We start from the raw sequence: 26,390 nt of genomic DNA, 5'->3' as shown, positions 1-26,390 counted from the left end.
AGGCGGTGGCGCGGCCATGGAGGCGGTGATCGTGCGCCGGTAACGCCGGGAAGGTCCAGGCGCTCGGCGAGACTTCATACCGCTGCCGCCCCCGGTTGAGAGGAACGCGCCTGCTGCGGTATCTGGCCGACCCGGCGCTGCGGGCCCGGATCACAGCGGTGAGCAACAAGGTCGAGTCCTACAACGGGCTTTCCAAGTGGCTCGGCTTCGGCGGCGTGCTGGCCGACAACGACCCCGAGGAGCAGGAGAAACTGATCAAGTTCAACACTCTGCTGGCCAGCCTGGTGGTCTTCCACAACACCCTGGACATCTCCGAGGGCTGGAGCATCACCGCCGCCCAGCTCGCCCCCTATCTGGCCTGGGACTCCCGAAGCTGCGGCGAGCCGCAAAGTAGCGGTGAGCCATCTTGCGAATTCGTCGGCGGGCGCGCGCATGGGTCAGGACCTGCCGCCCCGCCTGCTGACCTACTACATGGGCCTGCTGATGCAAGCCGGACGCCCGTCGGCACTGACAACCGACCGCGCACTTGTGCGAGCCCGCAACGCGATGGCCGCCGTCCCCGGCGCGCAGGGCCTGTCCGTTCTACCTGTCCCGCCACGTCCCAAGATGGCCGCCCTGTTCGCCGCCCGGGCGGCGGCCCGGCCAGCTCAGGCAGACGTGGGGAGCGCAGACGCGAAGATCATAAAGGGCAGGAACAAGCATTGTGGGCGACTTTGTCACGATGTGGGCGCTGCAATTATGTGACCAATGCGCTGAAACCCTGTGACGAACGCCCGGGAAATTTAAGTGGCTAGTCCCAGTTTCCACTGACATCCAGCCCGCGCGTCACAGGACACACGCATGGTCGCCCGGGGAGATCCAGTCAGCCGAAACTTGCGGGAATTTCACCTTCTCGCAAGTTACCAAGATCCGTCGCGACGCAACAGATCTTAATTATTGAATTTGAATTTCTAGAAAATCGAAAATGCTAGAGTCTGAGCGTGACGACTGAGATGGGCGGACGTAGCGGCTGTGCGGGGCTCGCATCCGAAGCGGAGACGATGACCGCGTGATGTCCGGTCTCCCTAGAAGCCGCGCACGCCGAGTGGAGCGTTGCGTGCCGTTGGCGTGGCGCGGCGCCACGAGCGCTGACGACGGAGGCGGTGATAGCGGATGATGTGCCGATGATGAGGATCGAGACACCGTGGGGTCCCTGGGAGGCCGCGCCGCTTGGCGAGGTCGTCGCGCTGATGCGCGGGCTGGCGGCGCCGTGGTGGGTGGCCGGCGGCTACGCCATCGAGCTGGCCGTGGGTCATGCGTACCGCGAGCACGGGGACGTCGATATCGCGCTGCTGCGCCGGGACCAACTCGCGGTGCGGCGGCTACTGGACGGCTGGGACGTACACGCTGCGGTCGTGCCCCAGACGCTGCGGCCATGGGCGCTTGGCGAGGTCCTGCCCGAGCAGGCGCACGACATCTGGATACGCGAGCATCCGGACGGCCCCTGGCGGTTCCAGCTCATGCTGGACGAGGCCGACGAGCAGGAATGGATCTTCCGGCGTGATCCTCGGATCCGCCGCCCGCTGGCCGGATTGACTGTCGAGCAGGATGGTTTCCGGAGGATCGTCCCGGAGGTGCAATTGCTCTACAAGTCCAGGGGACTGCGGCCGAAGGACGAGGCCGATTTCGAGGCGGTCCTGCCGCTGTTGAGCGAGGGGGAGCGGCGCTGGCTGGACGAGGCGCTGGAGACCGAGCACACCACGCATCCCTGGCGCGAGCGCCTTGCGCCCGACGCGCCCGACGCGCCAGATGACGTGCGGCGTCGTGAAATCGCGTGATTCTGCGCGCAAGGCCGCAGCCGACGTCTCGTTCCGCGAAATCCGTCACCTCACATGAGAAGGCAAGACCAGTGACCATCCCGGATACACAGGGCGAGCGGCAGGGCAGCGCTCGACGGAGCAGCACAGAAGCCACAGTGGTTACGCCGTGTTTGCACTGTGGTGCCCCGATCGAGCAGCGGCGGGGGAGGGGGCGGCCCAAGGCGTACTGCCCGGAAGGCGACTGCCAGGCCGCCGCCAAGCGTGAGCGGGAGATGCGGCGCGCGACCCCCGGGCTGGAGGGGGCGCTGGCGCGGGCCGAGCAGCTGTACGACCGGATGGAGAACGGGCTGGCCGCCGCCATCGAGCCGCTGGCCAGGGCGCTGGCCCAGGAACTGAGTCCGGCCGGCGTCGAGGCGAAGCTGAGCGCCGTACAGGCTGAGGCGCACACGCGGGTCGCCATCGCGCGTACCGAGCGGGAGCAGGCATTCGAGCAGGTACGGCTGTCGCGAGAAGCCGCCGAGCACGCGCGCAGGGAGGCCGGCGTGATGCGGCTGCGCGTGGAGGAGGCCGAGGCCGAGCGGGATACGGCGCAGGCTGACGGTGAGCGGGCTCGCGAGCAGGCGCTGGCCGCGTTGCGGGAGGCGGCCAGCACCGAGCGGCAGGCCCTGCAGTCGGCCGAGGAGGCCGGGCGCCGGGCCGATCTGGCCGAGCGGCAGGCCGATGAGGCGGTACGGCGGGCGGAGCTGACCGAGCGGGCCAGGGATCAGGCGCTCCAGGAGCTGGCGGAGCGGGTCGAGGCCGCCGATGGGCGGGCCGCTGAGGCGGAAGCGCAGGCCGTACGGGCTGAGACAGCGGCAGAGGCTCGGGTGGTACGCGCCGAGAAGGAGGCGCAGGCGCAGATCGTACAAGGGCGGAAGGAAGCCGAAGCCCGCGCCGTACGGGCGGAAAAGGACGGGGAGGCGCGAGCCGAACAGGCCCGGAAGGAGGCGGCGGCGGCGCGGGCGGAGAGTGATCGCGCACGTGAGGAGGCGGCGGAAGCCAGGCGGGCCAGGCAGCTGGCCGAGCGGGACTTGGCCGCGGCCGAGGCCAGGGCGGAGGCGGCCGGACAGGAGCGGGAACGGGCCGTCGCCCGAGCGGAGACGGCCGAACGTGCCGCGGCCGAGGCGCAACGAGACCGCGCCGTCGCCCTGAACGATGCGGCGAAGGCTCGGGAACTGGCCGCCGCGGAGATCGCCCAGGCGCGCGAGACGGCGGAGGGTGCGGTGGAGGAGCGGGATCGGTTGCGGGGGGAACTACGGCTGGAGCGGGCTCGGCTGGAGGACGCCCGTGTTCAGCTGGAGGCGGCTCGGGCGGAGGCCACCCAGCTGCGGGAGCGGGCGGTCGCGGCGGAGCTGCGCGCGGGCTGATGCCTGGCCCGCACTCGACCTGATCGCCAAGAACGGCGCCGGCCCGAACGCGATCCTACGGCGTGCCGGGAAGCCGGACCGTGACCAAGAGACCGCCGTTGGGGCTGGGGGCGAGGTCGAGGGTCCCGTCGTGGGCGCGGACGATGGTGTGCACGATGGCCAGGCCGAGGCCGACGCCGACGTGCTCGTCGGTGCGTACGCGTTCCGTTCCACGCTGGAAAGGTTGGATAAGGGTCGGTATGAGTTCCGGTGGGAGCGGGCGACCCGTGTTCTCGACCCGCAGCACGCTGGTGTCGCCGTGCGCCTCGGTGTGGACCGTCACGGCGCCGTCGGCGGGCAAGTTGTGGACGATGGCGTTCTGGACAAGGTTCGTCACCATCCGCGACAGGAGCTCGGCGGAGCCGCTGGTCTGGGCCGCCCCGCCGGTGACGTCCAGCGTGATCCGGCGCTGTTCGGCGAGGGGGAGCAACGTTTCGGCGGCTTCTTCAGCGATGAGGGAGAGGTCTACGCTCACGCGGGTGAAATTTCCGCGGCCGCCGCGGCTGAGCAGCAGGAGGGCCTCGGTAAGGTCGATCGCCCGCGTATTGGCGGTGTGCAGGCGTTCGATGAGTTGGTCCCGGTCCTGAGTGGGATCCTTGCGGGCGACGTCGAGCATCGTCCGCGAGATCGCCAGCGGGGTACGCAGTTCGTGGGAGGCGTTCGCGGCGAACCTCTGCTGCTCGGCGACGTGTGACTCGAGTTGTTCGAGCATCGAGTCGAACGCGTCGGAGTGTTCACGGAATTCGTCCTGGCGGCCCTTCATGCGAATCCGGTGGGACAGTGACCCGTTTGCGGCCATCCGTGCCGCGTCCGTGATCTGTGTGAGTGGTGCGAGCATGCGGCCGGCGAGAATCCACCCTCCCACGAGCCCGAACACCAGCAGGAACACCAGCACTTGGGCCGCCCGCGGAGCGAAGGCCTGCAGGAGGTCGTCGCGGGTGGGATTTCGAAGGAGTGGTATGTGGGATCCGAGTGGGTTGGGGCCGAGACTTCCACGTGGTGGGTCGGGCACGTAGCGCAGGAGGAACACCCACACGGTGGCAAGTAGGAGGACACCCGCGAGCATGAGGAATCCGGCGTAGCTGAGGGTGAGTTTGAGGCGGACACTCAAGCCAGGCGCCCTATTCACGGCCTCCTCCCTCGCGTGCGGTGCCGGCTGCTGCGTCGATGCGGTAGCCGACCCCGGCCACCGTCGCGATGATCCCGGCTTCGCCGAGCCGTTTGCGCAGTGCCGAAACAGTGATGCGCACGGCGTTGGTGAACGGGTCCGCGTTCTCGTCCCATGCCCGCGCCAAGAGTTCTTCGGCGCTGACGACACCCCCTTCGGCGGCGACGAGAACCTCGAGTACGGCGAACTGCTTCCGGGTGAGCGCGACGTAGCGGCCGTCGCGGTAGACCTCGCGGCGGAACGGATCCAGACGCAGACCCGCGATCTCCCGCACGGGTGGCCTGCTGTGGGCGCGCCTGCGGTCGAGCGCCCTGATACGGAGCACAAGCTCTTGGAGCTCGAAGGGCTTCGTGAGGTAGTCGTCGGCGCCGAGTTCGAATCCCGAGGCCTTGTCGTCGATCCGGTCGGCAGCGGTGAGCATGAGGATGGGCATGCCGCTGCCGGAGGCGACGATGCGGGTGGCGATCTCGTCGCCGGAGGGGCCCGGGATGTCGCGGTCAAGGACCACGATGTCGTAGGCGTTGACGCCCAGCAGTTCCAGCGCGGTGTCGCCGTCGCCGGCGATGTCGGCGGCGATCGCCTCCAGCCGCAGACCGTCACGGACGGCTTCTGCCAGGTAGGGTTCGTCCTCGACGATCAGTACGCGCATGCCTGAAGACTATGACCACACTGGAATCAGCCTGCCGGTGCCGGCACGAGGCGAGACTGGTCCGACGGCACCTCCGTCGTGATGCGCCACCAGTGGCGCGAGGCCAGCGCGGCCAGCGCGGCGCCGGCGGCGTTGACCAGTACGTCATCCACCGAGGACACCCGGTCCAGCCGCAGGACGTACTGTGCGGTTTCGACCAGGACCGAGCAGCTCGCCCCGAGCGCCAGGATTCGTGGCACGGACGCCAGCGCCGCGAAACGCATCGGCGCGAAGAACCCCAGCGCCGCGAAGATCAGCAGGTTGGCGCCGATCCCGAAAAATCCCATCGTGAGCAGGTCCCGCAGCGGAACCAGGCTCACCCGACCGGGGACGATGCCGGCCCCCGGACCCGGCATCATGGTCATCCATACGAACGGCACCGTCCCGTAGACCATCCCCACCTCGGCCAGCGACATCCGCCACGCCGATCGGACGCCGGCGGCACACCGGCGGCGCGCCAGAGCCCACACCACCAGCGCGGCCAATGGCAGCGCGACCAGCGTCATGAGCACCACACCGTTCTCGGTGTCGAAGCAGCCGTGCCACCGCCCGGCCATGCACCGCGGAGCGGACATCATGAGCGGCCGCCGCACCACGAACGCGGCGCACGCCAGGCCGAGGATCGCCAGACTCAGGAGCACGATCCTGCGCCTACGGCGCAACGGTGCTGACCGGGATTCGCTGTGGTTCATGCCCCCATCGAAGCCGGAAGGCCGTTGCGGTGGCGTATGCGATTTTCCATACGTCCGCGATACACGCCTGGCCGACTCGATCATGGGCCTGGGAGCGCCTCGCGCCGCTGCTGACCACCGGGCCTGGCTGCGGGCGCGCGGCGTCGGTCAGCCGATCGGCACCTACCAGGACCCGGCGCCGGCCGACCTCAGCGCGGCACAACGACTGCCCCGCACCTACATCGCCTGCACAGGTGACCCGGGCGGCCCGCCGCGCCTGCCGGGCCTGGAGGTGATCACGCTGGACGCCGGGCACTGGCCGATGATCACCGAACCGGAGTCGCTGGCTCGGGTGCTGGACGAGGTGGCCCGGTCATGATGCGCCCGTACCGGGTGAAGATCGCGCAAGAGAGCCTGGACGACCTGGCCGCCCGGCTGGCCACGACCCGCTTCACCCGCCCGCTGCCCGGCCGCGGCGTGCCCGCCGACCGCGTCCGGCACCTGCGCTGATCGAACGGCTGAGCGACGCCTTCCACCTCGTCATCCCCTCAGTGCCCGCTTCGGGTTCTCCGGCGTACCGCGTGAGCCGGGCTGGAACCGCCGCCGCGTCGCCGCCGCGCCGCCGCGGCGTGGGCGGAGCTGATGCGCCGGCTCGGTTACGCGCGTTACGGCGCGCATGACAACGACGTCGGTTCCTACCTCAGCCTCCAGTCCACGCAGCCGCAGACCCTGGCGCACGCGCTCGCCGACTCCCCGGCCGGCCAGCTGGCCTGGAACCTGCAGCTGTTCAGCGACGAGGTGAGCGACGACTACATCCTCCTGAGGTCACCAGTGGTGTGCCGGGGCAGGGGCCATCGGGGCGAGGCCCAGGTCGGCGAGCAGCGCCGCGCCGCGCTCGGCATGCCGGCCGCCGGCGAGCACCATGGTCCGTGCGGACTGGTAGCGGCAGCCGGCCGCGTCAAACGCGTCCGCTGTGGCGAGCAGTGCCTTTTGATCGCCGTTGAGCAGGGCTTCGGCTCGCTCCACGATGGCGGCGGAGACGGGGTTGCCGGCTACGATGGTCCGGGCCTCGGCCGCACGGTCGCGAGCGTCGGGGGTTCCGGCGAGCACGGCGGCCTCGGCACGCAGCGCGACATACCAGTGGTGCCAGATCCAGGTGACCCACTTCCACACCTGCCTGGGCTCGGGGGCCATCCGCTCCAGCGCCTCGGGTGCTTGACCGCGGTGCAGCAGAAGTATCGCGTCGAAGACCGCCCCGTAGCCGTAAGCACGCTCCGGTGGGGTGTCGAGCTGATCCAGGATCTCCTGCCATTCGCGCCGGGCGTCCTGATCACCGCGGAGGCCGTGGATCATCGCCACCCCGGCCACCGCCGGGCGAAGGAGCGACCAGGCGGAGCTGCCTGCCCGCCGCCACGCGTCGAGGAACCGGACGCCGCCGGTGAGCACCTCGTCGACGTTGCCCGCCAGCGCGTCAACCATCAGCAGCCGGCACGTGGCGCGGTCACCGGCCTCCGCCAGCGATGGGTGGTCGGCCAGTTGGCGCGCCCATCGGCGGGCGCCTGGCACATCCCCGGTGCCGAGATCAGCCTCGGCGACGATGCCGAGCGCGTCGATCAGCTCGTGGGTGCCGGCCGGCGTGATCGGCAGGGATGACAGGATCGTGATCCGGCGCCGGGCCGTGGTCGCGGGGGCGAACGTGTCGCCGGCCCAGCTCTGAGCGCCGGTGAGCGCGTCGAGTGCGGCCGACTCGGCGAGTGGGTCGCCGGTCCGGCGGGCGAGCTCGACCGCGCGCTCGGCGCGCGCGATCGTCTCCGGTACGGCATTGCCGGGCGGCCCTTGGGCGGCGCCGAACGCGTCAGCGACCACCGCGGCCTCGGCCAGTGCGACCGCGGCCTGCGCGGCCGGATCGTCGCCGGCCGACTCTCGCGCCTCGGCGATCAGCGCGAGCGCCTCCTCCCGGGGCGGGAGCCGCAAGAACGTGGGCGAGAACCGGAATGCGATGGTGGCGGCGCTCGCCAGGTCCGAGGCGGCGCCGGCGGTGTCACCGCCGGCGCGGGCGGCGTCCGCGGCCGCGCGGCGCAGACGGTACATGTCATCACCGATCGTCCGGCAGCCCGCCACGGCTGAGGCCTGCCGGAGCAACGACGCGGTGGCGGTGGGGTCGGTCGCGAGCGCGGCCGCCTGCTCATAGTGCCGCTGGGACTCTCCGACGAGGTTGCGGGTGAAGGTCAGTTCCGCCAGGTGCCGGGCGAGCTGGTACGCGTCCGCGCGCTGCTCCGGCAGGTCGGCCGCCCACGCCAGGGCCGCGCGGAGGTCGTCGGCCACCAGGTCGAAACGGGCCCGCCAGTCTGCTTGTACCGCCTCCAGCCCGGCGGCCCTGGTGAGGCACCAGCGAAGGTGCCGGGATCGAGCGTCGACCAGCTCGCCGGCCTCGGCGAGCCGCTCCATGCCGTACTGGCGGATGGTCTCCAGCGCGCGGTACTCGGTCCCGCCGGGGGACGCCGTCACCGTCAGTAGGCTTTGTTCGGTCAGCCGGGCCAGCCCGTCGGCGACGAGGCCCTCCTCGGACCCGGTCACCTCGGCCGCGGCGGCCGAGGTGAACGGCGCCACGAACACCGACACCCGGCGCAGCAGTGCCCGGTCGGCCGGCTCCAGCAGGGCATGGCTCCAGTCGAGCGCAGCGCGTACCGAACGGTGCCGTTCGTCGGCGCGGGAGCCGCCGGTGAGCATCCGGAGCGGGTGGGACAGAGCGGCGGCGATTCCGTCCAGCCCGAGCGCGGGATACCGGGCGGCGGCCAGCTCGATCGCCAGCGCCATGCCGTCCAGCCGCTCGCAGATCGAGACGACCTGGTCGAGCGGCGGCGGGTCGAGCGGCCGGCCGGCCGCCGCCGCCCGTTCCATGAACAGCGCGACCGCGTCCGACCCGCCATCGACGGTCAGCGACAGCGGCGGAACCGGATACACCCGTTCGAACGGCACCATCAGCCGCGTCCGGCTGGTCGCCAGCACCGTCAAGCGCGGGCAGGCCACCAGCAGCCGCTCCAGGAACAGCGCGACCCCGTCCACCACATGCTCGCAGTTGTCCAGGATCAGCAGAGTATGGCGGTCGGCCAGCGCGGCGACCACGGACGCGGTCATGTCGCGGCCGGGCGGCTCACCGAGGCCGAGCGCCCCGGCGACCGCGGTCGCGATCATGCCCGGATCGGTGACCGGGACCAGGTCGACGAACCACACCCCGTCGCCGTAATCGCCGGCCGCCTGCGTGGCCACCGCCAGCGCGAGCCGGGTCTTGCCCACTCCGCCGGGACCGAGCGCGGTCACCTGGCGGTAGGTCTTGATCTTCTCGCTCAGCACTGCCCGCTCACTCACCCGGCCGATGAACGAGGTCAGCGGGTCCGGCAGCACCGGTGCCGGTTGAGCCGGGCCCGTACCGGCCGGCTGGGGCGCGCGCTGGGCGAGCGCCCGCCGATCCGGCACCTCCAGTTTGCGCAGCAGCGAGGAGACATGACTCTCCACCGTACGTACCGAGATGCACAGCCGTGCCGCGATCTCGGCGTTGCTGAGATGGGCTCCGACCAATTCCAGCACCTCGGCTTCCCGAGGCGAGATCTCCACTTCTGTCACCACTGTGCAAGTTTGCCGCATCCCTTCCGTGCTCCCCTCCGTGATGGCCGCCGTACGCGATCCGTGTCGTCGATCCGTGTGCGGTTCCGTGGTCACCACGGATGTGGACCGGCCAGGCCGGAGGAGAAGCTGTGCACACGCACACAGCGGGTCGATATGACCCACGACTACAGGAGCGACCATGACCAGCTCTTCCACCCAAGGCATCAAGACCGTGCTGCACCCCGTGTCCGACCTGGCGAAGGCCAAGGCGGTGTACGCGGCCCTGCTCGGTATCGCGCCACAGAGCGACTCGTCCTACTACGTCGGCTTCGAGGCCGAGGGCCAGCACATCGGGCTGGTGCCGGGCGGTGGACCCCAGGGCATGACCTCGCCGGTGGTCTACTGGCACGTGCCGGACCTCGAGGCGAAGCTGGCCGAGGTGACCGCCGCGGGGGCCGTCGTGAGGGAGCCCCTGCACGACGTCGGCGGCGGCCGTCTGGTGGCCACCGTCACCGACCCCGACGGCAACGTCCTCGGACTGCTTGAAGACCGATGAACGCCGACGTCGCCGCGAGCACCCGCTCACCCACGGCGAGAAGAGGACCGTCAGCGCCCTCGCAAGATCGAGTACATCAGGGTCCTCAGGGAGATTTGCCATGACCAGCATCGAAACCAGCCAGTACGAGCGGCACGTCAGCGACAACCCGCTCGGAGTCAAGGACATTGAGCAGCAGCCCAAGGGGCGCGGAATGAGGTTCACGCTCAACGGCGCGCTCTGGTCGCTTCAAGCGTTGTTCGGCTTCTTCTTCGCCGGCAGCGGTTTCGGCAAAGTGCTGTTGTACGACGGAGCCCTGTATGCGGCAGCGCCCCGGGCCGTGGCTTGGTACGCCGCAGTGCCGCAGCCCCTGATCGTCTTCATCGGGATCTGTGAAGTACTGGGCGGCGTCGGCCTGATCCTGCCGGCGATGGCGAGGGTCAAACCGAAGCTGACACCGCTCGCCGCCGCCGGCCTGACACTGACGATGATCCTCGCGGCTGGTTTTCACATCATCCGCGGCGAATACGCATTGGTGCCCGCGAATCTCTTGCTGGGCGGCGTCGCGGCGTTCGTCATGGTCGGACGAGGGAAACTGAGGCCCGTCGCGCCCGCGATCCTCACCACCTCACGCGCACTCAGGTCGTTCGCGGTCCTTGGCGCAGTGGTCCTGCTGACATTCGTTCCGACGTGGTACACGATGACCAACATCCAATTCTGATCCCTCCGTCGTGTCGTCCTTGCCGTGTACGCGAACGCGCCGCTGTATCGCGGGCGTATCGAAAATCGCATACGCCACAGCAACAGCGATTCGTCTTCAGTGAGCATCGACCACAGCGCATCACTGTCAGCGCCAGGTTTGTCGACCCGGGAAGGATTGTGATCATGGACTCCGATTCGGTAGGTGGCATCGACCGGCGGCGGCTTGTCAAATGGGGCGGGCTCGCCGCCGCCGGCTTGGTGGCGGCCGGCGCGCCGTTGGTAGGCGCCCAGCCCAGCCACGCCGACCCGTCCGGGGACGATCGGATCCCACCGGATACCCGGCCCGGCGGGGCCTACGACCGGTATGTGGCGAAGCTGGCCGCCGAGGACAAGTTCTCCGGCGTTGTGCTGCTGTCGTACCAGGGCCGGACGGTGCTGTCCCGCAGCTACGGCATGGCCGACAAGGAGAAGGGGATTCGCAATCACGAGGGCGTAGCGTTCAACCTCTCTTCGGGGAGCCAGCCTTTCTTATCGGTGGCCGTCTTGCAGTTGGTGCAGCAGGGCAGGGTGGCTCTGTCGGACCCGGTGGGCGAACACCTGACGGGCTTTCCCAAGGAGATCGCCGAGAAGGTGACCATCCACCACCTGCTCACCAGCACCTCCGGGCTGGACGCCCCGATGCCGGACTGGCAACGCGTCTTCCACAGCCGGGAGGAGGTGCACGAGTACAAGGAGCAGTGGGCCCGGCAGGCGACGCTGGTGGGGGTCCCCGGCGCGGGGTCCAACGGCCACCTTCCCGGCGGCGGCGTCGGCCTGGCCATGGCGGCGCTGATCGTGGAGGCGGTGTCCGGCATGACGTTCTGGGACTACGTGCATAAGCATGTCTTCGGGCGCTCCGGCATGAGCGGCTCGGCGTTCTACACCAGGGAACAGTGGCTCACCGACAAGCACATCGCGCACCCGTACATGCTGCAAGCCGACGGCAGCCTGGTGGACGCCGTCCGCAACCTGGACAAGGGCAGCCTGGACCCGAACACACAAGGCAGGAATCCGGGCCGCGCTTTCATCGGTCACGCCTCGGGCGACGGCTTCGCCACCGCGCCGGACCTGGTCCGGTTCGCCGAAGCGCTGCGCGACGGCACGGTGCTGGAGCGGCCCTACGCCGATTTGTTCGCCGGGGCCAAGCTCCCCGGCCCGGAGCCCACGTCTTACGGGGCGTACACGATGCCGATCAGCATCATCAACGGCCAGTGGGTGATCGGGCGCGGCGGCGGGGCCGGTGGCATCGGCGCCAACTGGAGCATCTACCGGGACACCGGCTGGGTCGGCGTCATCCTCAGCAACTGCGATGGCGCGCCAATACTGGACATCTGCCTGCGGGAGGCTGAGGCCGTCACCGGCGCGCCGGTCAACCCACCAGGCGGCGGCTGACGCGCGGCCACGGCCCGACCCGACGTCCCAGGCCGCCCGCTCGTGACCCATGCGTGCTTCCAGCCCGGCATCGCGTCATCGTGCCGGCCGATCCGCCGTCGCCGTCGGGTCGCGCGGGAGGTCGACGGTGATGTCGAGGCCGCCGCCGGGGCTGGGCGGTGACCGCGATGCGTCCCTGGTGGGCGAGGGTGATCGCGCGGACGATCGTCAGTCCCAGCCCCAGGCCGTGGGTGCGGACGCGGGTGCCTTGTCCGTGCACGAACGGTTCCAGTAGTGTCTCCGCCTCCTCGGGCGGGATCTGCCGGCCGGTGTTGGAGATCCGCAGGACGGCGCGTCCGCCCGCGGTGTCGGTGTCGACGGCCAGGTGGCCGCCCGCCCGGTTGTAGCGGATCGCGTTGTCGACCAGGTTGCCGATCATCCGTTCCAGCAGGACGGGTTCGCCGGTGACCGGTGCCGGCCGGAGCCGAGGCCGTACCGTGATGCCGGCGGCTGCCGCTCGCGCTTGGACGGCGTCGAGGGCGGCGGCCGCGATGGCGGTCAGGTCGGCCGGTTGCCGCGCCGCGAGGCCGGCTTGGCTGCGGGCCAGCAGCAGCAGCCCGTTCAGGACGCGTCGCATGTGCTCGACGGCCTCGCGTACGTCGCCGGCCATCGCGAGCAGCTCGGCGCGGCTGGGGTGTCCGTCGAGGGTGACATCGATCGCGGCGCGGGCGGTGGTCAGCGGGGTACGCAGCTCGTGGGCGGCGTTGGCGGTGAACAGCCGCTGGCTGTCCAGGATCCGGTCGCGCTCGGCGATGCCGCGCTGGATGCGGTCCAGCATGTCGTTGACCGTGCCCGCCAGCGCCGACAGCTCGTCGGCCGGGGTGGTGACCGGGACCCTCTCTGTGAGGTTCTCGGCCGACAGGCGCCGGGCGGCGGAGGAGATCGCGCGGATCGGCCGCAGCACCCGTCCGGCCACCGCCCAGCTCAGCACGGCGGCCAGCGCGGTCACCACGACGAGCGCCAGACCGGCCTGGGGCAGCAGCGCTGACAGGGTGTCGGCCTGCACCCGGTCGACAACGGCGTGCAGGTCCTTGACCTCCGGTGGGTCGGAGCCGGTCGGGTCCAGGTAGGTGAAGAGCGCGCGGCGCCGCATCAGCAGGTAGGTCAGCCCGGTCAGCGCGGCGCCGGCGGTCAGTACGAGGGCGGTCTGCAATAGAGCGAGCCTGGCCCGCGCGGTCAGCCGGACCATCCTCACCCGCTGATCCGGTAGCCGGCGCCGATGACGGTCTCGATCAGCGGCGGGTCGCCGAGCTTGCGGCGCAGCGTGCCGACGGTGATCCGGACCGCGTTGGTGAACGGGTCCGCGTACTCGTCCCACACCTTCTCCAGCAACGTCTCCGCGCTGACCACGTCACCGCCGGCGGCCAGCAGCCGCTCCAGCACGCCGAACTCCTTGGGCGTCAGACGCAGCAGCCGCCCGTCCCGCTCGGCGCCGCGCCGGGCCGGATCCAGGACCACTCCCGCGGCGCGCAGCACCGGCGGGCGGGCCGGTGCGCTGCGCCGTACCAGGGCGTGCACCCGGGCGACCAGCTCGGAGAACGCGAACGGCTTGCCCAGGTAGTCGTCCGCGCCCAGCATCAGCCCGCCGACCCGGTCCTCCACCTCATCGGACGCGGTCAGCATCAGCACCCGCGACTCGCCCCGCTGGACGAGCCGGCGGCACACCGCGTCGCCGTGCACGACGGGCAGGTCCCGGTCCAGGACCACGACCTCGTACGGGGTGATCTCGCACTTGTCCAGCGCGCTCTGGCCGTCCAGGGCGACGTCGACGGTGAAGCCGTGCTTACGCAGCCCGGCCTGGATGTAGCCGACGAGGGGCCGCTCGTCCTCGACCAAGAGCACACGCATCCGGGCAGTATCCCAACGCCCGCATATGGAAGACATATGGTCCGCCGATCGCCCGCCGATAGGCGTCGGCCGGTAGATGTGATCACCCTCGAAGTCTCGTAGAGAGGATCACCGGAAATGAGCCGTGCACGAACGGTCGGCATGACCGCGCTGGCGTCCGCCATGCTGGCGTTGAGCGTCCAAGCACCCGCGACCGCCGACGACAAGGTCACGCTGGGCGACGTCCAGCAGGCGATAGGGAACGTGGCGAAGACCGCCGGCGTGGTGGGCGTCATCGGCGAGGTGTACGTCGACGGCAAACGGGCGGCCCAGGGTACGGCGGGTTCGCGGCTGCTCGACGGCAAGGGCGGCCGCATCCCCCCGGGTTCCCGTTACCGCATCGCGTCCCAGACCAAGCTCATGGAGGCCACGGTCATCCTGCAGTTGGTCGGGGAAGGCAAGCTCAAGCTGGAGGACAAGCTCAGCGACGTCCTGCCCGAGATGGCCGAACACGACTATGTGGATCGGGCCCGTGAGATCACTGTGCAGCAGCTGATCCGTCACACCTCGGGCATTCCCGACTTCATGGAGAGCGGGAAGTTCGACGTCTTCGACTTCACCACCTCCTACAAGCCGATCGACCTGGTCAAGGCCGCACGGACCGTCCCCCGCGAGGGCGAGCCGGGACAGTACCTCTACTCCACCACCAACTACGTCCTCCTCGGCATGATCATCGAGAAGCTGACCGGCCACGACCGGGCCGGCGAGTTCAAGCGGCGGCTGTTCGCCCCGCTCGGCATGAAGCACACCTATCTGGCCACCAAGGTCTCCGACCAGATCAAGGGCCCGCACGGACACGGCTACTACCCCGACGCCAAGGGCAGGCCACGCGACGTCGACCGGCTCAACGCCACCATCGGCGCCGAAGGCGCGATCTCCACCGCGCACGACGTCAGCGCCTACTACCGCGCGCTCAACCAGGGCAAGCTGCTGCCTGCGGACCTGCAACGACAGATGCCACGGCCCTTCCCCGAACTGTGCGGCGGAACGGTCTCCGCGGCCTCGGGCGGCATGCCCGGAATCAGCTCCACCACCTTCTCCTCGACCGACGGCCGGACTCAGTTCGCGGTGGCCGTCACGCTGAAGATCGATAACGAGCAGGCCATGGCCGTCGGTGACGCCGTCACCCAGGCCGCGAAGGCCGTCCTCTGCCCCGGCCAATAGCCGACGCCATCCACCGACGGCAGGCCGTTGATCGGTGCCGGCCGGCCGGTAGTGAAATCCCCGAAAGAGAAATCATGACCATGAATATGGGCCTGGCCGGGCTGGCAGGCGCGGTACTGGCGTTGAGCCTGCCCGCACCCGCGACGGCCGCCGTACATGCCGGCCCGAGCTCCGGTACGTCGTCCGTTCAGTGGAAATCCTGCCCGGACTACTCCGATGAGGTGATCCGGAGCCTGCGTGTGACGCAGGAGCAGGTTCCGGCCTTCCGTACGCTGATGAAGCGCCTGGAGTGCGGGACGGTCGGCGTCCCGCTGAACCACCGCGACCCCGGCGGGCGGAAGATCGACATCGCGGTTACCCGGCTGGCCGCCACCGACAAGGCCCACCGGCTCGGCGCCCTCGCCGTCCTGCCGGGAGGGCCCGGCCAAAGCGGCTACCTGGACCCGGTGCGGACCGTGCTCAACAAGGAGGCGGCAGCGCTCAACGAGCGATACGACATCATCGGCTTCGACCCGCGCGGAGTGGGCTACAGCACCAAGGTCGACTGCCCTCTCTCGCCAGGAGGCCCGCAGGAGCCGGGCGCGCTGACCAAGGAGGCGGCCAGGAAGGTGTACGACGGCCAGGTGGCGGCCAACCAGAAGTGCGGACGCTCCGACCCCGCTTTCCTCGGTCAGCTCACCACCGACAACGCGGCCAAGGACCTGGACCTGGTGCGGGCCGCGCTGGGTGAGCGCGAGCTCAACCTGCTCGGCCTGTCCTGGGGCAGCTCTTTGGGTATGGTGTACCGCAGCCTGTTCCCCGAGCACACTGGACGGGCCTTCCTGGACAGCGTGGCGCCGCCGTGGACCAATCTCATGAAGCACACCAAAGGCAGCGCGCAGGCGGCCGAACGTAACTTCGGGCGCATGGCCACCTGGCTGAGCCGCCGCGACGACACCTACGGTCTCGGCGCCACCGCCCGGGAGGTGCGCGAGCAGGTGGCCAAGCTGGTGCGCGACTACGACAAGAGCCCCAAGACGTACACCGACCTGCCGCGGCCCATCGACGGCTCGGCCGTCGCCGACCTGGCCAAGCGCATCTCGACCGAGTGGGCACGCGCGGGCAAGGCACTGGCCGAACTGCGGACGGCGACGGGCACCACCGCCCCGCCCACCGTCAAGGAGATGCTCAGCGGCGGTCAGATGATGGGCACCCCCCTGCCTGGCGCGCCTGAAATGCTGAACATGACCATGAACTGGGCGGTCAAGTGCAACGAGGACAGCAGCCGGCCCGCTTTCGGCACCGCCTGGCGTGCCTACCAGCAGCTCGTGAAGCGCCATCCGGCGACCGGCCGGTCCGGGGGATTCGGGGGTGCCCTGTGCCAGGGGTGGCCGCTGCCCGTACAGCAGCCGACGTTGAAGCGGGGGAGCGGGTCACTGGTGCTGGCGGGGCACCTGTATGAGTTCATGTCCGTCTATGACTGGACGTTGCAGACGCGGCGCGCCATCGGCGGCACCGTCTACACGATCGCCGACGACGTGCACGTCTCGGCCACTCGGGTGCCCGAGTGCGCCGCCGACGTGGTGAAGTACTTCGAGACGGGCCGGATCGACACGGGTTGCAAGGGCAACGGAACCCCGAACTGACCACCGATGCGGGCGCCACGGATGGCACCTGGAAATCCTGAGCGTCACGCCGGCGGCCGGGCGAGTTTGGCGGCCACGGCGTCGAGGACCCAGTCGAGGCCGGTCGCGAAGGACTCCTCGGCATCCACCTCGGCGCCGTCGCGCACGGCCTTGGCCAGCGTCGGGAAGCGGCCCGTGGCCAGCATCCTGCGCACATGCGGGCCGGAGGCGCGCTGCCAGTCGCGCTTGGACAGGCCCGTGGCGCGCTCGGCCCGCACGTCCGCGATCTCGCGCCTGATCGCGCCGGTGAAGTAGGCGCTGACGGTCTCCACAGCGCGCCTGACGGTGTCGACGTCGGCGAGGCCGTCGAGGGCGGCCAGCGTGGCCTCGGTCACGGCGAGGGCGTTCGGGCCCAGGGCCGGACGGCCGCCGAGCAGGTCGGCCAGCCATTCGTGACGGCGGGTGGCCTGCCTGGTGCGGTGGGCGCGGACGCGCAGCGCCTCCCGCCAGTCAGCGGGCTGCTCCTCGGGGAGGATCTCGGCGTGGACCTCGTCCACCATGAGGTCGAACAGCTCCTCCTTGGTGGAGATGTATCCGTACAGCCGCATCGGGCCGGCGTCCAGTCGGGCGGCGACCTTGCGCAACGACACCGCTTCCAGCCCGCCCTCGTCGGCCAGCGCGATGGCGGCGGCGACGATTCGCTCCCGGTCGAGCGGCACGGGTCGTGTCGGCGGCTCCGGCCGGTCCCACACAGTCATGGGTACATCGTACTGTTGCGATACGCTGTAATTGTCAAATACAGTGTATCGACATGAGACATCGTATCGCCGTGATTGGGGGAGGCCCCGCCGGCCTTACCTTCGCCCGTGTCCTGCACCGCCACGATCACCCCGCCACCGTCTTCGAACGCGATCCCGCCCCCGACGCCCGCCCCCCGGGCGGCACGCTGGACCTGCACGAAGGGCTGGGCCAGCGTGCACTGGACAAGGCGGGGCTGCTGGGGGAGTACCAGGCGCTGTCCCGTCCCGAGGGGCAGGCCATGCGCATCCTGGACACGGACGGGACCGTCCTGCGCGACTGGCGACCCGGTCCGGATGAGCGGGCCAATCCCGAGATCGACCGCGGGCAACTCCGTGACCTGCTGCTCGGCCCCCTGGAGGTTCAGTGGGGGCGGGGCGTGGCGAAGGTGGTGCCGGGGACCCCGGATGGCGTGCTGGTCCATTTCGCGGACGGGCGACAGGAGGCGTTCGACCTCGTGGTCGGCGCGGACGGCGCCTGGTCCCGGGTCCGCCCGGCGCTCTCGCCGGTGACGCCGCACTACACCGGCGTCAGCTCGGTCGAGACCTCCCTGGACGACGTCGACACCCGCCACCCCGACCTCGCCCGGTTGATCGGCGACGGTTCGGTGGCCGTGTACGGCGTGAACCGCTCCCTCGTCGCCCAGCGCAACAGCGGCGGCCACGTCAAGGTCTACACCAAATTCCGCGCGCCGCTGGACTGGCACACGAACCTGGACCCGGCCGACGTCGAGGCCATGCGATCGTGCCTGCTGGCTCTGTTCGACGGCTGGGCCGCTCCTGTCCTCGACCTCCTCCGCCACGGCACCGCTTTCGTTCACCGCCCCTTCTACGTCCTGCCCGTGTCCCACACCTGGGACCACGTCCCCGGGGTTACGCTGCTGGGCGACGCCGCCCACCTGATGCCCCCCTTGGGGGTCGGCGCGAACCTCGCGATGCTGGAAGGCGCCGAACTCGCCGAGTCCATCGCCGCCGCCCCCGGCGACCTGGACGAGGTCGTCCGCGCCTTCGAGGAACAGATGTGGGCACGGGCCGGCAAGTGGGCGAAGATCACGACGGCCGGTCTGGAACGCCTCGTGAGCCCGGACCCCGCCGAAGCCCTCGCCCTCTTCGACCAGGTCCAGCCATCCTGACTGCCACTGGATCGCCGCCGCTGACAGAGGAGCCCTGTCAGCCGGGGCGGCGAAGGGTGCGGCGTACGGCCAGACCGCCGAGGGCCGCCGACGCGAGCGTCAGGATCGCCGCCTCGGTCCACTGGAAGCGCCAGAACCTGGACGACGGATGGTAGTAGACCGCGTACCGGTAACCCTTGCCGAACAGGCACGCCTGCCACGCCCTGGCGTTCTTGTCGCTCTGCCCCACATCCACCCGCCGCGGGCAGCCGCTGCCGACCGGCTCGGCGACCTCTCTCCCGGACGGCTCCACCCAGGCGGCGCTCACCAGCCGGGCGTCGGTATCGTCCAGCAGCACCGTGCCGGACAACTCGGTACGCGTCGGCTCGGCGTAGTGGTCGCTCAGCTGGAACAGCGTGACCATCGTGACCACCACACCGGCCACGACCAACGCCATCGCCGGCAGCGTACGCCGGAACAGGGTGCCGGCCGCGGTGCCGAGAGCGAAGGCGTACAGCCACCACGCCGCCGGCTCCACCCCGACCATGTTGAACACGCCGATGTTGCCGAACGTGGAGTCGACGCCCGCCCTGAACACCGGCCGCCACAGGCTCACCATGAGCGACAGCAGCAGCCCCCCGGCCACGACCGCCCCGCCCAGGATCGACAGCTTGACCGCCAGCCACCGCCACACGGACACGGACTGGGTCCAGGCCAGGCGGTGGGTGCCGCGCTCGTACTCGCGGCCGAGCAGCGGCGCGCCCCAGAACGCCCCGATCAGCGCCGGCGCCACCAGCGGCATCCAGCCGAACACCGAGTAGGCCGCGTCGTAACGCTGCCCGAGGGCCACCGCCAGGTCCCCGCACGCCACGGCGGGCCCCGGGCAGCCGGGCGGGGCGTGCTCGGCCACGTACCGGCTCGCCTCCAGCGCCGAACCCAGCAGCAACACTCCCAGCAGCGCCAGGAAGCCCGCCGTCACGAGGAGCTGTGCCCGGTGCTGGCGCCACGTCACCCAGATCACGCGCCCACCCCCGTCAGGCCCGGCAGTGCCGCCGACTCGGGGCTGCGCAGGTAGCCCATGACGAGTTCTTCCAGTCCGGGGCGCCGCGCCTGCCAGCGCGGATCGAGCGGGGGCGCGCCCCTGATCAGCATGCTGACCTGCCTGCCGGTACGGCTCGCGCCTACCACCCGTGTCCCCGCCGCCGACGCCTCCTCCGGCCCGGTGAGCACGAGATGCCCGTCGAGCAGGTCCTCGATGTCACCGCTGACCTGCAGCCGGCCTCCGTTCAGCACGATCAGCCAGTCGCACGTCTCCTCCAGGTCGGAGACGACATGCGAGGACAGCAGTACGGTCAGCTCCCGCTCGGCCACCTCCGCCATGATCGAGCGCATCACCTCGTGGCGGGCCAGGGGGTCGAGGTTGGCCAGCGGTTCGTCCAGCACGAGCAGGTCGGGCCGGCAGGCCAGCGCCAGCGTGACCGCCACCTGCGCCTGCTGCCCGCCCGACAGGCCGCTCACCTTCCGCTCCAGCGGGATGCCCAGCCCGGCGAGCCGCCCGGCAGCGGCGGCGGCGTCCCAGCGGGTGTTCATGCGGCGGCCGAAGGTGAGCATCTCGGCGACGGTGAAGCTGTCGTACAGCGGTTTGTCCTGCGCCACGAACGCCGCCTCGCCGGCCACGCGGACGCTTCCCAGCGCGGGTCGCAGCAGGCCGACGGCCGCGTGCATGAGCGTGGTCTTGCCCGCGCCGTTGGGCCCGACGAGCGCCGCCACACGTCCCGTGGGCACGGCCAGCGAGCAGTCGCGCAACGCCCACGTACGGCGATAGCGGACTCCCAGCCCGGTGGCCTCCAGCCTGGGACTCATGCCACACCCTCCTTCGCGACGTCGGCCAGGACCACATTGAACAGCGCCCGCAGGTCCTCCTGATCGAGCCCGGCCCCGCGGGCCTCGCGCGCCCACGCCTCCAGACCGCGCCGCAGCCGCGTGTGCTCGGCGAGCGTCGCACCCGCGATGCCCTGCCGGACGAACGTCCCCATCCCCGGACGTCCCTCGACCAGCCCTTCGCGCTCCAGTTCCCGGTACGCCTTGAGCACGGTGTTGGGGTTGATGGCCAAGGTCTCGACCACCTCGCGAGCGGTCGGCAACTGGTCGCCGGGCCGCAGCGTACCGAGCCGGAGCGCCTGTTTGACCTGGTGAACGAGCTGCAGGTACGTCGAAACCCCCGAGCTGCGGTCCAGGTTGAACTCGATCAACCGAAAGCACCCTTTCACTATTCGAATAGTGAAAGGGTGTTGGATTCGACCGTCCGTTGTCAACCTGGGAACGGTATCTTCGCGATGCGCTCGAGGAACTCCACGCCCGAGGACTCGTGCGGCCGGGGACGAGCATCGCGGGTGCCGAATCGGATCTCGTGGCGTTGATCGACGGTCTGCAGGTGCAGTGCCTCCTCGACCCGACCAGCGTGCGGCCACCACCGAGATGGGCGAGCTGTGGTCAGCATTCCCGATGGCTTCGGCGAACGTGCCAGGCCTCAGGATTGAGCGCAGGTCGCGGGGCAGAATTTGACCTCGGGGTAGCGCGATGACGGCTTGTCCAGGAGGGGCTGCCGCTTGGACTTCAGGTGCTGGTCGAGGAAGGCCGCCACGTATGTGCGGGTGAGCTCGGCGGCGCGCGCCGCAGGAGGAACGCCGTAGGCGGGCTTGATGCCGAGGGCGCCCGCCAGCAGCGAGGCGTCGGTGAAGGTCGAGTGTTCCGCGCCGGTCACCACGAGCCAGCGCTTCCACCCGGTCAACAGCTTCCAGTCGCGATCCCACGAAGTGTCGCGGCCTCCGGGGACGTGCTGCGCCGAGCCCAGGAACATGAACGGCCGGGTGAACCCGCTCTTGGGGATCCGGGCGTAGGTGGTGCCGTCCATGTCGATTCCGGCCCGCACGCGGGGGTCCTTGAGCATGGCGGCCATGGCGCTGGCCCCGCCGATCGACTGGCCGACCATGGCGATTCTGGAGCGGTCGATCACGCTGGCGCCGTCCCATTTCGAGGGCAACTGGTCGAGTACGAAGGAGACGTCGGCCGCCCGGCCCTGGACCACTCCCGTGCCGAAGCCCGGGTCGGTGTCGCTGTCACAGGCGAGGCATTCGGCGACCCGCCCGTCGGCCAGGGTCGTGGCGTAGCTTTCGTAGGTGTGGTCGATGCCGGCCACGACGTACCCTCGGCTGGCCAGGTCCTCGGCCAGCGACGTGAGCGTGCTCATCGGATTGGTGAAGCCGGGGGACAGCACCACCAGCGGAAGCTTTCCCCCTGCGGGTTTCGCGTCTTTGATGGCGTTCGTGCGGGTCTTGTTCAGCGTGTCGTCCGGGACGCCCGCGACCCCATAGCGCCTTATGGCGAGCTCCGATTCCTTCGGTGTCATGTACGGCGCACGCTTCCCGTCCCGCTGCTTGGCCGGATACCACAGGGTGACCTTGAGCTCCCTGGCGTTGACATCGAGGTTCCACGGATCGGGGCGGGAGGTGTCCTTCAGATACAGGGCGGTGGTGCCGACCGGGTGGGCGCCGGTGGGGGCGGGCAGGGTGGTGGGGCCGGTCGGTGTGGCCGAGGGGGCGGCGGAACGGGGTGGCGCGGGTGCCGTGCAGGCGGACGTGGCCAGGACGGTCAGTGCTGCGGCGACTGCCAAAGGGTGTCTCATCGCGAGGTCCGTTCAAGTGTGCAGCAAGGTCAGGGCCTTGGCCAGGGCGGGGTCACGCCCGGCGGCCGCGTCCTCGGGGCTCAGGAGCACGAAGTGATCGGGCGGCACTCCGATCCGGTCGATCACCTCGCGATCGGGCCCCAGGTGGTGCCTGGTGGGGAAGCCCAGCAGGGTGTTGTTGCCGAGCAGGTGTGACTGCGCCGGCCCGGAGATGACCCCGGCGGTTCTGGTGCCGACCAGCCGGCCAAGGCGATGGTCCTTGACCGCGGAGCTGAAATGCTCACACGCCGAGGCGCAGCCGCGGTCGGTGAGCACCATCAGCGGCAGGTTGACCAGCTCGACGGTGTCGTCGGTCCGCGCGGTCTCGCACTTGCCGTCCACGGTGCACTGGTAGGCGGTGACCTTGCCGTGGCCGAACGCGCTCACCAGCCGGGTCGCCTCGGTGGGGCTGCCGCCGCCGTTGCCGCGCACGTCCAGTACGACGCCGGTGAGGGTGCGGCCGGTGCGCAGCCTGGAGATCGCTTTGAGGACCCGGTCGGCGGAGTCGGGGGCGAACCCGCGCAGCCGTACGTAGGCGATGCTGTCGTCCAGCAGTTTGGACTGCACCACTTGCAGGGCGGCCAGGTCCCGTTGGTAGAGGCCGGGCTTGAGCGTCATGCTCCAGCGGCGGCCGGTGCTCTGGCGCAGGAGCCGCAGCCGGACCGGGCGCGCTTCGGGGTATTGCGGGTTGAGGGCGGCGATCGCGGGGGTGGGCTTGCCGTCGATGAAGGGCGCCGAGCCGTTGATCGATTCGATGATGTCACCACCGTGCAGCCCGGCGGCCTGCGCCGCGCCGCCCTGCACGGTGGTGACGAACAGCGGGGGAAGGGCGACGCCGGGGTCGCCCTCCACCTGAGAGCGTTCGACGTTCGCTTGCAGACCCAGGCCGTAGCCGTCGCCGTCGTGGTAGTCGGGCGGCCGCTTGGCGTCGTGTGTCCAGCGGGCGTGGTTGTCGCCGAGGGCGGCCACGATGGCCTCGAGGGTGACGATCGCCAGCTTGTCGCGGAGGTCGGGGACCTGGTCGGTGATCTTGCGGTAGGCGGTCTCGAAGGCGGTCCAGTCGGCTTTGCGGTCGCCCGTCAGCGCGGGCATGGTGGCCTCGGGCAGGTCGCGGCCGTTGCGGTTGAGCTCTTGGGTCAGTGCGACGAATCCGGCGGCCAGCAGCGCGCGGGCGTCGAGGGTGGGGCCGCTGTAGTAGTTGCCGAGGATGCAGAAGTAGGCCTGCTCGATGACGTCGATCGTGGTGGCCGTCTCCGCCCCGGGGGGTCCCTGGGGCGCCGCGCAGACCGTACTGGCTGCCGCGCTCGCCTGGCTGCGCGGTGGCGCCGGCGCCGTGCAGGCCGAAGCCAGCAGGAGGGCGAGCCCGGCGGTCGCGATCTTGATGGCGGTCATGACAGGCGCCTGCGGATCCACCAGAAGGAGAGCCAGGTGAGGCCGAGGGTGAGCAGAGCGTAGATCCCGGTCTCGATCCACTGGAAGGGCCAGAAGCGGTCGAGGGGCTGGTAGGTCGCCTTCTGCCGGTAGCCGAGCCGGTTGATCTCCGTCGGGCAGGCGCCCATTGTCGATGACGACGGTGCGCAGGGTCCCGACGTCGTCGAGATCTTGACGATCCCGATTCCGGGCTCGGGACCGGCAGCCGGACGTCCGGACGGATCGACGAGACCGCTGGACAGGACCCAGGCGCCCGCCTGGCCGGGAATAGCCGCATTCAGGCGAATCTCCACTTGTCCGCCTTGGTTACGGTTTATGCCGATGCCGTCCACGTTCGTCTCGCTGAGCTCGAAGGTCCCCGTGACCGGGGGCATCAGGTGGGGCCGGACCAGCAGCGGCATAGCGAGCTGGATCGCGGCGAAGACGGCCAGCGTGAGGGCCATCGCGGGCAGTGTGCGGCGCACCAGCATGCCCACGGTCACGCCCAGGACGAAGGCGAACGCCGCGTACCCCATCGGGGCGATGCCGCGCGCGCCGAACACCAGGGGAGCCATCAAGGCCAGGTCGCCCGGGGCCGACTTGTCCAGGGGATCAGACCACCAGGTCACCGCGAGGCCGCACAGGCCGGCGGCGGCCATGGCGACCAGGCCGGTGAACCCGAGCTTGACCGCCAGCCAGCGGCCGCGAGTGACAGTCTGGTTCCACACCAGCAGGTGCGTGCCGGTCTCCAGCTCGCGGGTGATCAACGGTGCTCCCCAGAAGAGCCCGACGACAGCGGGCAGGAGCAGCACGACGAGGCTGACGGCCATGAAGGGCATGTCGTGCGCGCCGAAGAACCGGTCGTAGAAGCGGACGCAGGTGTCGTCCTGAATGCAAGCGGCGATACCGGTGGAGTAGTCGGAGGCCAGGTCCGGGCCGGTCAGAGCCAGGGCAGTAGCGAGGATGACGAGCAGGGCGGCCAACATCGCGGCCGAGCCGCGCAGCTGGCGCCAGGTCAGCCAGATCATCGCTGCACCTCCAGGGCGACTCGGTTCTCGGCGGTGCGCTTCTCCATGTAGGCGAGGACGAGGTCCTCCAGGCTGAGCTGGCTGACCGTCCAGGCGGGGTCGTGGATCGGGGCGTCGGTACGGATGATGAACGTGCTCTGCCGGTCGGTGTGGCGCGCGGAGATGACTTGCTGGCCGGCGGGGAGCCGGTCGGGATCGCGGCGTGGGCCGACGAGCCGGTGATGGGTGGCCAGCAGCTCGTCGACCTCCCCGGCGACCTGGACGCGGGAGTCGACGAGCACGATCAGGAAGTCGCAGACCCGTTCCAGGTCGGAGACCAGGTGGGAGGAGAGCAGCACGCTGAACTTGTGCTCGACCGTGGCCTCCATCAGGCTCTGCAGAAACTCGCGGCGGGCCAGCGGGTCGAGCGAGGCGACCGGCTCGTCCAGGATCAGCAGCTCAGGTCGCTTGGCCAGGCCCAGGGTGAGGGCGAGCTGAGCGCGTTGCCCGCCGGACAGCTTGCCCGCCCGATGGCCGGGATCGAGACCGAGTCGCGCGATACGCTCTCGCGCCATGGTGGCGTCCCAGCGAGGGTTGAGCCGTGTCCCTAACCGCAGGTGATCGGCGACGGTCAGTCCCGCGTAGACAGGGGTGTCCTGGGCGACGAAGCCGACCCTGGCCAGCTGCGCGGGCGTGGCCGCGGGCCGGCCGCCGAGCACGGTGATGCCGCCCGCCGTCGGCTCCAGCTGGCCGCCGGCCAGCTTCAGCAGCGTGGTCTTACCGGCCCCGTTGGGCCCCACCAGTCCGACGACGTGGCCCGCCGGGATGTCGATGGTGCACTCGCGCAGCGCCCAGCGCTTGCCGTATTTCTTGCCCAGGCCTTGGGCCTGCAGGACAGCGTTCACGCTATGTCCTCCTGAGCGGTGGTCCGAAAGGTGGTCATGAAGAGGGCCTCGATGCTTTCCTCGTCGAGGCCGGCCCGGCGGGCCTTGGCCAGCCAGCGCCGCAGTTCCATCCGCAGCGGGCCGTGCGCGGCCAGGGAGGTGTCGGTGAGCGTCGCCGTCACGAATGTCCCCACCCCTGGCCGGGCGGCCACCAGGCCCTCGTGCTCGAGTTCCCGGTAGGCCTTCAGGACGGTGTTGGCGTTGATCGCCAGGTGCGCCACCACCTCCTTGACGGTCGGTAGTTGGTCGCCCTCGCGCAGCAGTCCGAGCCGTAGCGCATGCCGTACCTGCTGGACCAACTGCAGGTACGGCGAAACACCCGACCTGCCGTCCAGATGGAACTCGATCACTGGCTTCTCCATTTATCTAGCCTGCTAGTACTTTAGACTCCTACATGTTAAAGGATCATAAGAATCGCTGTCTCGGTACGCGGCGCCCGAAGCGGTATCTCGGCGACGCCCACCATGCCGCCGGTCACGACCGGCAGGCCGGCCATGCGTGGCGCCGCGCACTGGGCATCTTCGAACAGCTCGGCCACGCCGACGCCGACCGGATCCGCGCCAAGATCCACGATCACTTGGATCAGTAGCGCCGACGGCGCGGCGGCGAGTCCAGCGCCCACAACGAGCCCACAACGTCCTCACAACGCCGGTCGGG

28 protein-coding genes are annotated in these 26,390 nt (G+C 70.2%); 12 read left to right on the top strand and 16 right to left on the bottom strand.

Translation table 11 applies throughout. The annotated features are described in order from the left end of the window. Window positions 1–95: 95 nt before the first annotated feature. From AB0L53_RS50245 to AB0L53_RS50235, 3 genes are all read left to right on the top strand, one after another. Entirely contained in the window at window positions 96–794 is a 699-nt protein-coding gene (locus AB0L53_RS50245) for a Tn3 family transposase (protein ID WP_364011221.1), read from the top strand. 369 nt (window positions 795–1,163) lie between these two features. Beyond that, complete coding sequence (locus AB0L53_RS50240; RefSeq protein ID WP_364011218.1) at window positions 1,164–1,817, top strand: amino acid transporter; 654 nt, start codon at window positions 1,164–1,166, stop codon at window positions 1,815–1,817. Window positions 1,818–1,969: 152 nt separating this feature from the next. Continuing rightward, window positions 1,970–3,205, top strand: coding sequence for a hypothetical protein (locus AB0L53_RS50235; protein WP_364011215.1), 1,236 nt, complete (start codon window positions 1,970–1,972; stop codon window positions 3,203–3,205). Window positions 3,206–3,260: 55 nt separating this feature from the next. On the opposite strand, the gene AB0L53_RS50230 is transcribed toward AB0L53_RS50235, so the two are convergent. From AB0L53_RS50230 to AB0L53_RS50220, 3 genes are read right to left on the bottom strand one after another with little or no spacing between them, the layout of a single operon-like run. After that, window positions 3,261–4,355 carry a HAMP domain-containing sensor histidine kinase gene (locus AB0L53_RS50230; RefSeq protein ID WP_364011212.1) on the bottom strand — a complete coding sequence of 365 codons (1,095 nt, stop codon included), beginning with the start codon at window positions 4,353–4,355 and terminating at the stop codon, window positions 3,261–3,263. 10 nt (window positions 4,356–4,365) lie between these two features. Then, complete coding sequence (locus AB0L53_RS50225; protein WP_364011210.1) at window positions 4,366–5,061, bottom strand: response regulator transcription factor; 696 nt, start codon at window positions 5,059–5,061, stop codon at window positions 4,366–4,368. Between the two features lie 26 nt (window positions 5,062–5,087). Beyond that, on the bottom strand, window positions 5,088–5,741 hold the full coding sequence (locus tag AB0L53_RS50220; protein WP_364011207.1) for a VanZ family protein: 654 nt from the start codon (window positions 5,739–5,741) through the stop codon (window positions 5,088–5,090). 133 nt (window positions 5,742–5,874) lie between these two features. Between AB0L53_RS50220 and AB0L53_RS50215 the strand changes: the two genes are divergently transcribed. Then, window positions 5,875–6,150, top strand: a complete 276-nt coding sequence (locus tag AB0L53_RS50215; protein ID WP_364011204.1) for a hypothetical protein — start codon at window positions 5,875–5,877, stop codon at window positions 6,148–6,150. Further along, window positions 6,147–6,281, top strand: coding sequence for a hypothetical protein (locus AB0L53_RS50210; protein WP_364011201.1), 135 nt, complete (start codon window positions 6,147–6,149; stop codon window positions 6,279–6,281). Before AB0L53_RS50215 ends, AB0L53_RS50210 begins: the two co-directional genes overlap by 4 nt. Before the next feature lie 315 nt (window positions 6,282–6,596). On the opposite strand, the gene AB0L53_RS50205 is transcribed toward AB0L53_RS50210, so the two are convergent. Continuing rightward, the gene (locus AB0L53_RS50205) at window positions 6,597–9,398 is read right to left on the bottom strand and encodes a LuxR C-terminal-related transcriptional regulator (RefSeq protein WP_364011198.1); all 2,802 of its coding nucleotides are present in this window, start codon (window positions 9,396–9,398) and stop codon (window positions 6,597–6,599) included. 178 nt (window positions 9,399–9,576) lie between these two features. On the opposite strand from AB0L53_RS50205, the gene AB0L53_RS50200 reads away from it, so the two are divergent. From AB0L53_RS50200 to AB0L53_RS50190, 3 genes are all read left to right on the top strand, one after another. Beyond that, a complete protein-coding gene (locus AB0L53_RS50200; protein WP_364011195.1) occupies window positions 9,577–9,933 on the top strand; it encodes a VOC family protein in 357 nt (118 codons plus the stop codon). Window positions 9,934–10,033: 100 nt separating this feature from the next. Beyond that, window positions 10,034–10,633 carry a DoxX family protein gene (locus tag AB0L53_RS50195; RefSeq protein WP_364011192.1) on the top strand — a complete coding sequence of 200 codons (600 nt, stop codon included), beginning with the start codon at window positions 10,034–10,036 and terminating at the stop codon, window positions 10,631–10,633. A gap of 164 nt (window positions 10,634–10,797) precedes the next feature. Next, the gene (locus AB0L53_RS50190; RefSeq protein ID WP_364011189.1) at window positions 10,798–12,045 is read left to right on the top strand and encodes a serine hydrolase domain-containing protein; all 1,248 of its coding nucleotides are present in this window, start codon (window positions 10,798–10,800) and stop codon (window positions 12,043–12,045) included. On the opposite strand, the gene AB0L53_RS50185 is transcribed toward AB0L53_RS50190, so the two are convergent. Both AB0L53_RS50185 and AB0L53_RS50180 read right to left on the bottom strand, forming a co-directional pair. Beyond that, window positions 12,023–13,273 (bottom strand): ATP-binding protein, encoded by a 1,251-nt coding sequence (locus tag AB0L53_RS50185; protein ID WP_364011275.1) that lies wholly within the window; start codon window positions 13,271–13,273, stop codon window positions 12,023–12,025. The genes AB0L53_RS50190 and AB0L53_RS50185 overlap by 23 nt on opposite strands. Before the next feature lie 2 nt (window positions 13,274–13,275). After that, the gene (locus AB0L53_RS50180) at window positions 13,276–13,932 is read right to left on the bottom strand and encodes a response regulator transcription factor (protein WP_364011186.1); all 657 of its coding nucleotides are present in this window, start codon (window positions 13,930–13,932) and stop codon (window positions 13,276–13,278) included. Between the two features lie 117 nt (window positions 13,933–14,049). On the opposite strand from AB0L53_RS50180, the gene AB0L53_RS50175 reads away from it, so the two are divergent. Next, on the top strand, window positions 14,050–15,135 hold the full coding sequence (locus tag AB0L53_RS50175; RefSeq protein ID WP_364011183.1) for a serine hydrolase domain-containing protein: 1,086 nt from the start codon (window positions 14,050–14,052) through the stop codon (window positions 15,133–15,135). A 74-nt stretch (window positions 15,136–15,209) separates the two neighbouring features. Continuing rightward, the gene (locus AB0L53_RS50170) at window positions 15,210–16,760 is read left to right on the top strand and encodes an alpha/beta fold hydrolase (RefSeq protein WP_364011180.1); all 1,551 of its coding nucleotides are present in this window, start codon (window positions 15,210–15,212) and stop codon (window positions 16,758–16,760) included. Between the two features lie 44 nt (window positions 16,761–16,804). Here AB0L53_RS50170 and AB0L53_RS50165 read toward each other — a convergent pair whose 3' ends face one another. Beyond that, window positions 16,805–17,497, bottom strand: a complete 693-nt coding sequence (locus AB0L53_RS50165; RefSeq protein ID WP_364011177.1) for a TetR/AcrR family transcriptional regulator C-terminal domain-containing protein — start codon at window positions 17,495–17,497, stop codon at window positions 16,805–16,807. Between the two features lie 53 nt (window positions 17,498–17,550). Here AB0L53_RS50165 and AB0L53_RS50160 point away from each other — a divergent pair, with 53 nt between their 5' ends. Further along, the gene (locus AB0L53_RS50160) at window positions 17,551–18,669 is read left to right on the top strand and encodes an NAD(P)/FAD-dependent oxidoreductase (RefSeq protein ID WP_364011175.1); all 1,119 of its coding nucleotides are present in this window, start codon (window positions 17,551–17,553) and stop codon (window positions 18,667–18,669) included. A 37-nt stretch (window positions 18,670–18,706) separates the two neighbouring features. On the opposite strand, the gene AB0L53_RS50155 is transcribed toward AB0L53_RS50160, so the two are convergent. The 3 genes from AB0L53_RS50155 to AB0L53_RS50145 are packed head-to-tail and all read right to left on the bottom strand — an operon-like array spanning window position 18,707 to window position 20,900. Continuing rightward, a complete protein-coding gene (locus tag AB0L53_RS50155) occupies window positions 18,707–19,669 on the bottom strand; it encodes a hypothetical protein (protein ID WP_364011172.1) in 963 nt (320 codons plus the stop codon). Further along, window positions 19,666–20,511 carry an ABC transporter ATP-binding protein gene (locus tag AB0L53_RS50150; RefSeq protein WP_364011169.1) on the bottom strand — a complete coding sequence of 282 codons (846 nt, stop codon included), beginning with the start codon at window positions 20,509–20,511 and terminating at the stop codon, window positions 19,666–19,668. Before AB0L53_RS50150 ends, AB0L53_RS50155 begins: the two co-directional genes overlap by 4 nt. Continuing rightward, complete coding sequence (locus AB0L53_RS50145) at window positions 20,508–20,900, bottom strand: GntR family transcriptional regulator (protein WP_364011166.1); 393 nt, start codon at window positions 20,898–20,900, stop codon at window positions 20,508–20,510. The genes AB0L53_RS50150 and AB0L53_RS50145 overlap by 4 nt, the downstream gene beginning before the upstream one ends. Before the next feature lie 56 nt (window positions 20,901–20,956). Here AB0L53_RS50145 and AB0L53_RS50140 point away from each other — a divergent pair, with 56 nt between their 5' ends. Next, window positions 20,957–21,232 carry a TetR family transcriptional regulator C-terminal domain-containing protein gene (locus AB0L53_RS50140; RefSeq protein ID WP_364011163.1) on the top strand — a complete coding sequence of 92 codons (276 nt, stop codon included), beginning with the start codon at window positions 20,957–20,959 and terminating at the stop codon, window positions 21,230–21,232. Here the strand turns inward: AB0L53_RS50140 and AB0L53_RS50135 are convergent. From AB0L53_RS50135 to AB0L53_RS50110, 6 genes are read right to left on the bottom strand one after another with little or no spacing between them, the layout of a single operon-like run. After that, window positions 21,179–22,333 carry an alpha/beta hydrolase gene (locus AB0L53_RS50135; protein WP_364011160.1) on the bottom strand — a complete coding sequence of 385 codons (1,155 nt, stop codon included), beginning with the start codon at window positions 22,331–22,333 and terminating at the stop codon, window positions 21,179–21,181. The two genes, AB0L53_RS50140 and AB0L53_RS50135, sit on opposite strands and share 54 nt — an antisense overlap. A 12-nt stretch (window positions 22,334–22,345) precedes the next feature. Beyond that, on the bottom strand, window positions 22,346–23,764 hold the full coding sequence (locus AB0L53_RS50130) for a S41 family peptidase (protein ID WP_364011157.1): 1,419 nt from the start codon (window positions 23,762–23,764) through the stop codon (window positions 22,346–22,348). Then, the gene (locus AB0L53_RS50125) at window positions 23,761–24,810 is read right to left on the bottom strand and encodes an ABC transporter permease (protein ID WP_364011154.1); all 1,050 of its coding nucleotides are present in this window, start codon (window positions 24,808–24,810) and stop codon (window positions 23,761–23,763) included. The genes AB0L53_RS50130 and AB0L53_RS50125 overlap by 4 nt, the downstream gene beginning before the upstream one ends. Further along, entirely contained in the window at window positions 24,807–25,694 is an 888-nt protein-coding gene (locus AB0L53_RS50120) for an ABC transporter ATP-binding protein (protein WP_364011151.1), read from the bottom strand. The genes AB0L53_RS50125 and AB0L53_RS50120 overlap by 4 nt, the downstream gene beginning before the upstream one ends. Next, window positions 25,691–26,095, bottom strand: coding sequence for a GntR family transcriptional regulator (locus tag AB0L53_RS50115; protein ID WP_358548033.1), 405 nt, complete (start codon window positions 26,093–26,095; stop codon window positions 25,691–25,693). The genes AB0L53_RS50120 and AB0L53_RS50115 overlap by 4 nt, the downstream gene beginning before the upstream one ends. Window positions 26,096–26,130: 35 nt before the next feature. After that, entirely contained in the window at window positions 26,131–26,355 is a 225-nt protein-coding gene (locus tag AB0L53_RS50110; protein WP_364011148.1) for a hypothetical protein, read from the bottom strand. Window positions 26,356–26,390: the final 35 nt, after the last annotated feature.

Origin of the sequence: Nonomuraea sp. NPDC052129, assembly GCF_040680095.1 — a bacterium.
Classification (GTDB): domain Bacteria; phylum Actinomycetota; class Actinomycetes; order Streptosporangiales; family Streptosporangiaceae; genus Nonomuraea.
Note: the sequence above shows the minus strand (reverse complement) of the source record. Positions and strands in the feature narration are given on the sequence as shown.

What these genes read in the sequence shown, in the direction of transcription:
- AB0L53_RS50240 (WP_364011218.1), top strand. Translation starts at nt 1,164, where the DNA reads ATGATGAGGATCGAGACACCGTGGGGTCCCTGGGAGGCCGCGCCGCTT.
- AB0L53_RS50225 (WP_364011210.1), bottom strand. Translation starts at nt 5,061, where the DNA reads ATGCGCGTACTGATCGTCGAGGACGAACCCTACCTGGCAGAAGCCGTC.
- AB0L53_RS50215 (WP_364011204.1), top strand. Translation starts at nt 5,875, where the DNA reads ATGGGCCTGGGAGCGCCTCGCGCCGCTGCTGACCACCGGGCCTGGCTG.
- AB0L53_RS50210 (WP_364011201.1), top strand. Translation starts at nt 6,147, where the DNA reads ATGATGCGCCCGTACCGGGTGAAGATCGCGCAAGAGAGCCTGGACGAC.
- AB0L53_RS50200 (WP_364011195.1), top strand. Translation starts at nt 9,577, where the DNA reads ATGACCAGCTCTTCCACCCAAGGCATCAAGACCGTGCTGCACCCCGTG.
- AB0L53_RS50195 (WP_364011192.1), top strand. Translation starts at nt 10,034, where the DNA reads ATGACCAGCATCGAAACCAGCCAGTACGAGCGGCACGTCAGCGACAAC.
- AB0L53_RS50190 (WP_364011189.1), top strand. Translation starts at nt 10,798, where the DNA reads ATGGACTCCGATTCGGTAGGTGGCATCGACCGGCGGCGGCTTGTCAAA.
- AB0L53_RS50185 (WP_364011275.1), bottom strand. Translation starts at nt 13,273, where the DNA reads ATGGTCCGGCTGACCGCGCGGGCCAGGCTCGCTCTATTGCAGACCGCC.
- AB0L53_RS50180 (WP_364011186.1), bottom strand. Translation starts at nt 13,932, where the DNA reads ATGCGTGTGCTCTTGGTCGAGGACGAGCGGCCCCTCGTCGGCTACATC.
- AB0L53_RS50175 (WP_364011183.1), top strand. Translation starts at nt 14,050, where the DNA reads ATGAGCCGTGCACGAACGGTCGGCATGACCGCGCTGGCGTCCGCCATG.
- AB0L53_RS50170 (WP_364011180.1), top strand. Translation starts at nt 15,210, where the DNA reads ATGACCATGAATATGGGCCTGGCCGGGCTGGCAGGCGCGGTACTGGCG.
- AB0L53_RS50165 (WP_364011177.1), bottom strand. Translation starts at nt 17,497, where the DNA reads ATGACTGTGTGGGACCGGCCGGAGCCGCCGACACGACCCGTGCCGCTC.
- AB0L53_RS50160 (WP_364011175.1), top strand. Translation starts at nt 17,551, where the DNA reads ATGAGACATCGTATCGCCGTGATTGGGGGAGGCCCCGCCGGCCTTACC.
- AB0L53_RS50150 (WP_364011169.1), bottom strand. Translation starts at nt 20,511, where the DNA reads ATGAGTCCCAGGCTGGAGGCCACCGGGCTGGGAGTCCGCTATCGCCGT.
- AB0L53_RS50135 (WP_364011160.1), bottom strand. Translation starts at nt 22,333, where the DNA reads ATGAGACACCCTTTGGCAGTCGCCGCAGCACTGACCGTCCTGGCCACG.
- AB0L53_RS50130 (WP_364011157.1), bottom strand. Translation starts at nt 23,764, where the DNA reads ATGACCGCCATCAAGATCGCGACCGCCGGGCTCGCCCTCCTGCTGGCT.
- AB0L53_RS50125 (WP_364011154.1), bottom strand. Translation starts at nt 24,810, where the DNA reads ATGATCTGGCTGACCTGGCGCCAGCTGCGCGGCTCGGCCGCGATGTTG.
- AB0L53_RS50115 (WP_358548033.1), bottom strand. Translation starts at nt 26,095, where the DNA reads ATGGAGAAGCCAGTGATCGAGTTCCATCTGGACGGCAGGTCGGGTGTT.